Annotated in this window: 2 protein-coding genes and 2 pseudogenes; all 4 read right to left on the bottom strand. The window is 71.2% G+C overall.

Annotation, left to right across the window (positions count from 1 at the left end; all coding sequences use genetic code 11):
• Positions 1-507, bottom strand: a pseudogene (locus tag AC08OX_RS14735) (Eco57I restriction-modification methylase domain-containing protein); the annotation flags it as partial.
• Positions 504-4,013 carry a DISARM system SNF2-like helicase DrmD gene (gene drmD / locus AC08OX_RS14730; RefSeq protein ID WP_476608343.1) on the bottom strand — a complete coding sequence of 1,170 codons (3,510 nt, stop codon included), beginning with the start codon at positions 4,011-4,013 and terminating at the stop codon, positions 504-506. The gene drmD and the pseudogene AC08OX_RS14735, both read right to left, overlap by 4 nt.
• A gap of 722 nt (positions 4,014-4,735) precedes the next feature.
• On the bottom strand, positions 4,736-4,825 hold the full coding sequence (locus AC08OX_RS14725) for a hypothetical protein (protein WP_476608342.1): 90 nt from the start codon (positions 4,823-4,825) through the stop codon (positions 4,736-4,738).
• Between the two features lie 32 nt (positions 4,826-4,857).
• Positions 4,858-5,064: pseudogene (locus tag AC08OX_RS14720) on the bottom strand (group II intron maturase-specific domain-containing protein); the annotation flags it as partial.
• Positions 5,065-5,072: the final 8 nt, after the last annotated feature.

The following is a 5,072-nucleotide window of genomic DNA, read 5'->3' as shown; positions in this document are numbered from 1 at the left end:
CCCCCGGCCGCTGTGTCCCCCGTGGCCACTGTGTCCCCCCCCGGCCACTGTGTCCGCTGTGTCCGGATCGACGAGGATGAAGGACGGCACGAGGTGCGCGTCGTGCTCGCCGACGTCGACGGTGAACGAGCGCAGCGCGCCACCCGCGCCGTCCGCGCCACCCGCGCCATCGGGCAGGACGAGCGTGTTCCCCCAGCCGAGTAGCTCGCCGAGAACGAAACGCACCCAGGCCGCCTGGCCGCCGGCGGGATCGTCCAGCCAGGCGGTGTGCTCCCGGCGCAGGCGTTCCCGGGTCTTCTTCTCCAGCGGGTCGAGCGTCGGCCAGACCCGCCGGAGCACGGGCAGGCTGAGGAACGGCCCGCTGACCTCGATGAGGCTCAGCCATTCGCGGTGCTGCGCGGAGCCGTCCGGCGCGGGCGGCCGGCGCCGACCGCCACCGCTGCCGCCACCGCTGCCGCGACCTCCGGGGATGCCCCGGCCCCGCGTGGTGGCACCCACGGTACTCATCGCGCCTCCTCCGCTGCCGGCACGACCAGGACAACCGCGACGGGGAACTGGTGCTGCCCCGGGTCACGGTATCGCTGCGCGATCACGTCGAGCTCCCGTCGCCGTTCCTGGTCCAGCCGGTCGAGCCGGTCCTGCCACGCCTGCCGGTCCTTGCGGTACTGGGCCAGCTCCTCGCGGCTCCTGGCGATCTCGAACCGGCTGAACAGGGCGTCCTCGTCGTTCTCCGGATCCTCGATCGCACCGCGCAGCGTCGCGGCGAACTGATCGAGGATAGTGGTGATCCGATTCTCCTCGGCGGCCCGGCGCTGGCCGAGAAGGCGGGTCAGCGACTCCTGGCGGGTCCTCGTCCGCCACTCCAGGGCGGAGAGCACCCCGGGCCGCACCGCCGGCCAGCGCTCGGCGAGCCGCTCCCGCGTCTCCCCGGAGACGGGCCGGCCGGCGGCGAGCGCGGTACCGACGAGATCGCCGAGGACCGTCAGGTTCTCCAGGCGGCGGAACCGCCCGGTCGCCGGCGCCCAGCCGCCCGCGTACAGGACCTCCTCGTGCAGCCGGACGCCGTCCGCGCCCACCAGCACGAACCTGGAGAACGCGCCGATCAGCACCTCCTCGCAGCGCGGATCGTCCGAGCGCACGGCGGTGACCCGGTGCAGCCCGACGTCGGCGTTGGAGACGGCGCCCCGCAGCAGCCTTGTCGACATGTCGACGAGGCGGTGGCCGAGGTGCGCGAGCACGACGTCGTCGCGGTCCTTCGCCATGGCCGGGTCGAAGGTGATCGGCCGCTGGCGCGGCGGCGTGCCCGGGGGAAGGTCCTCACGGCGCAGCTTCTCGGTGAGCCCCGCGGAGGCTCGCTGCCACGAGCCGGTGAGCGTCGGCACCGTGAACAGTCCCTCGGCGTGCTCCTTCTCGTCGACGTACGGGGTGAGTGCCTGTTGGCGGGCGAGGCTCAGTGCCGTGCCGACGACGCGGCGCACCGCCGCCGGGGTGATGCCGAGCTCGCGGACCGTGTCGTCGAGGTTCGCCCGCAGCCGGCGCACCTGCTCGCGCACGTTCTCCGCGACCGGGACGGTGCCTCCGGCAGCCACGGAGCCGCCCGGACCGACGTCGAGGTCGTCGGGACCGAGGTCGATCCGCTCCCCCAGCATCCGACGCTGCACCCGATCGGAGAGCACCGCGTTGACCGACCCGAGATCGGCCTTCATCTGCGCGACCTTCTTCACCACCCGCGACAGGAACTCCAGGTCGGCCTCAAAGGAATCGACGCTGCCCGACCAGCCGGAGCCGACGAAGTGCCGGATCTCCGGGGAACGGCGCTGCCCGTACCGGTCGATGCGGCCGATCCGCTGCTCCAGCTTGTTCGGGTTGAACGGGATGTCGTAGTTGACCAGCCGATGGCAGTGATTCTGCAGGTCGATGCCCTCACTCGCCGCATCGGTGGCGAGCAGGACCCGCATCGGATGCTCGCTCGGTTCGGCCTGGAAGGCGAGCCGCAGCTGCTCGCGCTCGTCAACGGACAGCCCGCCGTGCAACAGGCCGAGCCGCTCCCCGGCGAGCCCCTCCTGGCGCAGCAGTCCGGCGAGCCAGATCTGCGTGTCGCGGTACTCGGTGAACACGACGACCCGTTCATCGAACCAGTGCCGCCCGTCCAGCCGGCACACCGCGTTCAGATAATCGAGCAGCGCGCGGGCCTTGGCGTCCGGCTCGGCCTCGTGGGCGTCCGCCCAGCGCCGCATCCGGTCCAGCAGCTCGATCTCGCCGTCGGTGGGATCGAGCTGCATCGGCCCGATCCGGCCGAGGGCGTCGTCCTCGGCGTCGGCGAGTTGCTCGTCGTCCAGGGTCGCGACGTCGTCGAAATAGTCCTCCATCCACGGCTCGGGCATCCACGGCCCAGGCATCCCCGGCTCGGCCTCGTCCGTGAGGCGGGACGCGTGGACCGGGCGCCCGTGCCGGGACACGAGGGTCTCCCGGTAGACGCCCACGGTGTGGCCGAACGCCGCCGGGGAGGAGAACAACCGCTTCTTCAACAGCAGGGTCACCAGGTCGGTCGCCTTGCGGCCGCGCGGCGAATCCAGCCGGGCCCGGCGCAGTGCGGCAAACTCCTTGAGCAGGCCGTGGATCCCCCGTTCGCCGTCCGGGTAGACCACCGGCATGTCGATCGAGCGGCGCCGGTGGAACCGCGGGGTGCCGTCCGCGTTCTCGATGCTGCTTTTCAACCGGCGGACCACGACCTCGTCCACGGCCGTCCGGTCCGGCTCGACGCCACGAGCGAACCGCTGGTCGTCGAGGATCTCCAGCAGCGCGGTGAACGAGGCGAGGTAGCCGTTGTGCGGGGTGGCGGACAGGAACAGCCGGTGGGTGAAGTGCGGCGCGAGCCGGCGGATCAGCTTGGTCTGCTGGGAGTCGACCGCGTAGACCTGCCTGGGCGCGGCCGGGGCGATGTGATGGGCCTCGTCGAGAATGAGCAGGTCGAAGGTCCGCGGGTAGGTCGGCTGACCATCGCCGGGCAGCACCTCGTCGAGCAGCCGCTGCGCCTTCGGGCCACGCAGCCAGGGCAGGCTGACGATCGTCAGCGGGTAGACCTCGAACGGGTTCGCCGCGCTGCCGTGCGAGCGACGGACCGCCGCGCAGCGCTCCGCGTCAATAATCGTGAAATCGCGGCCAAACTTCTCGGCCATCTCGTCGCGCCATTTCAGGGTGAGCCCGGCCGGACAGACGATCATGATGCGGCGCGCCCGGTGCCGCAGCAGCAGCTCCTCGGCGACCAACCCGGCCTCGATGGTCTTACCGAGGCCGACATCGTCGGCGAGCAGGAGGTTCACCCGGGGCGCCGCAAGGGCGCGCGCCACCGGCTCGAGCTGGTAGTCCTCGACGGCCACCCCCGAGCGGAACGGGGCCTGCAGCCGCCGGGCGTCCGCGGAGGTCACCGCCGACCAGCGCACCGCGTCGAGGAAGGCGGCCAGCCGGCCCGGTGGGTCGAAGCCGCCCCGGGTGACGTCGGGCAGCGAACCGCTGGGCAGGACCCGCCGGCCCGGCTCGACCTCCCAGATCACCTCGACGGTGTGGCCGTAGCGACCGTCCTCCACACTCTGGAGGGTGACCAACGTGCTGGTGCTCGGCGCCGCTCCGTCCCCGACGACGTCAGGCCCCGCCGCGCCCACGTCCACCGCGCCCACGTCCACCGCGCCCGCCCCCGGCGCGATCCACCTCGCCCCGCCGGCGGCCGGTCCGTCGATGTCCGCGACCACCCACTTCTGACCACGGACCTCCACCAGCGCGCCGATGTCGGGACGCTCGTCAGATGCCGGCGCCCCCGGGCCCGGTCCCTTCCCGCCCATGGCCTGCTGGCGGACGCGGCGTGCTGACGGAGCATGTTCGGTCGTCGAACTCGGCACCTGATACCCCCCTTGGTGAACAGCCCGACCAGTCTGGCAGGACGCCGGGCGACCGATTCCCGGCCCGGTGGCACCGTGCCGGCCCTCTTCGGTCCCCATCTCAGACCTAACGGACATCCAAGAGGCAGATTAGCATCTGTGAACTCGATTCACCAACATGACCCATGGCGGACCGGGTCTCGACATCGTGGAGCCGCGGGAGCCGCGGGAGCCGGCTGCGACCCGTCCGCACCAGACGCTGCGACCCGTCCGCGCCAGAAATCCGCGCCAGAAAGTTGTGGAGGTTGGGCACGGTCCCAAGGCCCGAGAGCGCGCCCAACCCTCGTTGACCACCAGGGCATCCGTGATCACATAGTCACGGAGTGCCGCCTCAAGGTCGCTGACACCCCCGGTCAGGCTGAGGACGAGGTCACTCGTGCTCGTCCGTTCCGGGATATGGATAAACTCGCGCAGAAGCGGCTGGTTCGTCGGCGGCACCGACCCACGCTAACGCCCCCACGAACGGTGCGTACACGCTGTGACACAACCCCTTGCCCGCCGATCCCGTCCTCCACCTCACACCGCCTCGCAGACGAATGCGGACCGACCTGACCCGGAGGTCGAGCAGTGGCGGAAGAGCCTCGCGGAGGAACGCAGCCCGGTCGACCTCAGGACCGATCAACCGCACGCGGCACGCCCCCGAGGTCGGGTGGCCCAGGGGAATTGCACCCCTGGGCTCCCACAGAACGGAGCGTGACGTAGGGTAGGCCGCCGACGAGGTGCCAGTTTCCTGGTCCTTTTCCGACGGCCCCCTCCGAACCAGCCGTGCCCGCTTTCCGTAGCGGCTGGCTCTCCAGTGCCTATCGTGATCTGCGTGTCGGACGTCCCGCGTGGATGTCCTCGTGGCAGGCGCGGCAGACGACGAGGGTCTTGCGGTGGCGGGAGGCCATCCGTGCCAGCAGGCCAGGGCCTTATGGAACGGTCTCAGCCGTTTGTACTTCTTGCGGAGCCAACGCACCAGGTAGGCGTTGATGCGCTGTAGGAGGGGAAGCAGCGCGGAGCGGTAGAACGCCCCGTAGTACTGCGCCCAGCCGCGCACGATCGGGTTGATCTTTCGTGCCAGCTCGTCGAGGGTGTGGCCGGTCCGCAGGTGTAGCCGCCATCGGCGGAGCTGCCCGCTGACCGACAGGTTAAACG

The sequence above is a fragment of the Frankia sp. CoBUL1 genome (assembly GCF_978021245.1).
Note: the sequence above shows the minus strand (reverse complement) of the source record. Positions and strands in the feature narration are given on the sequence as shown.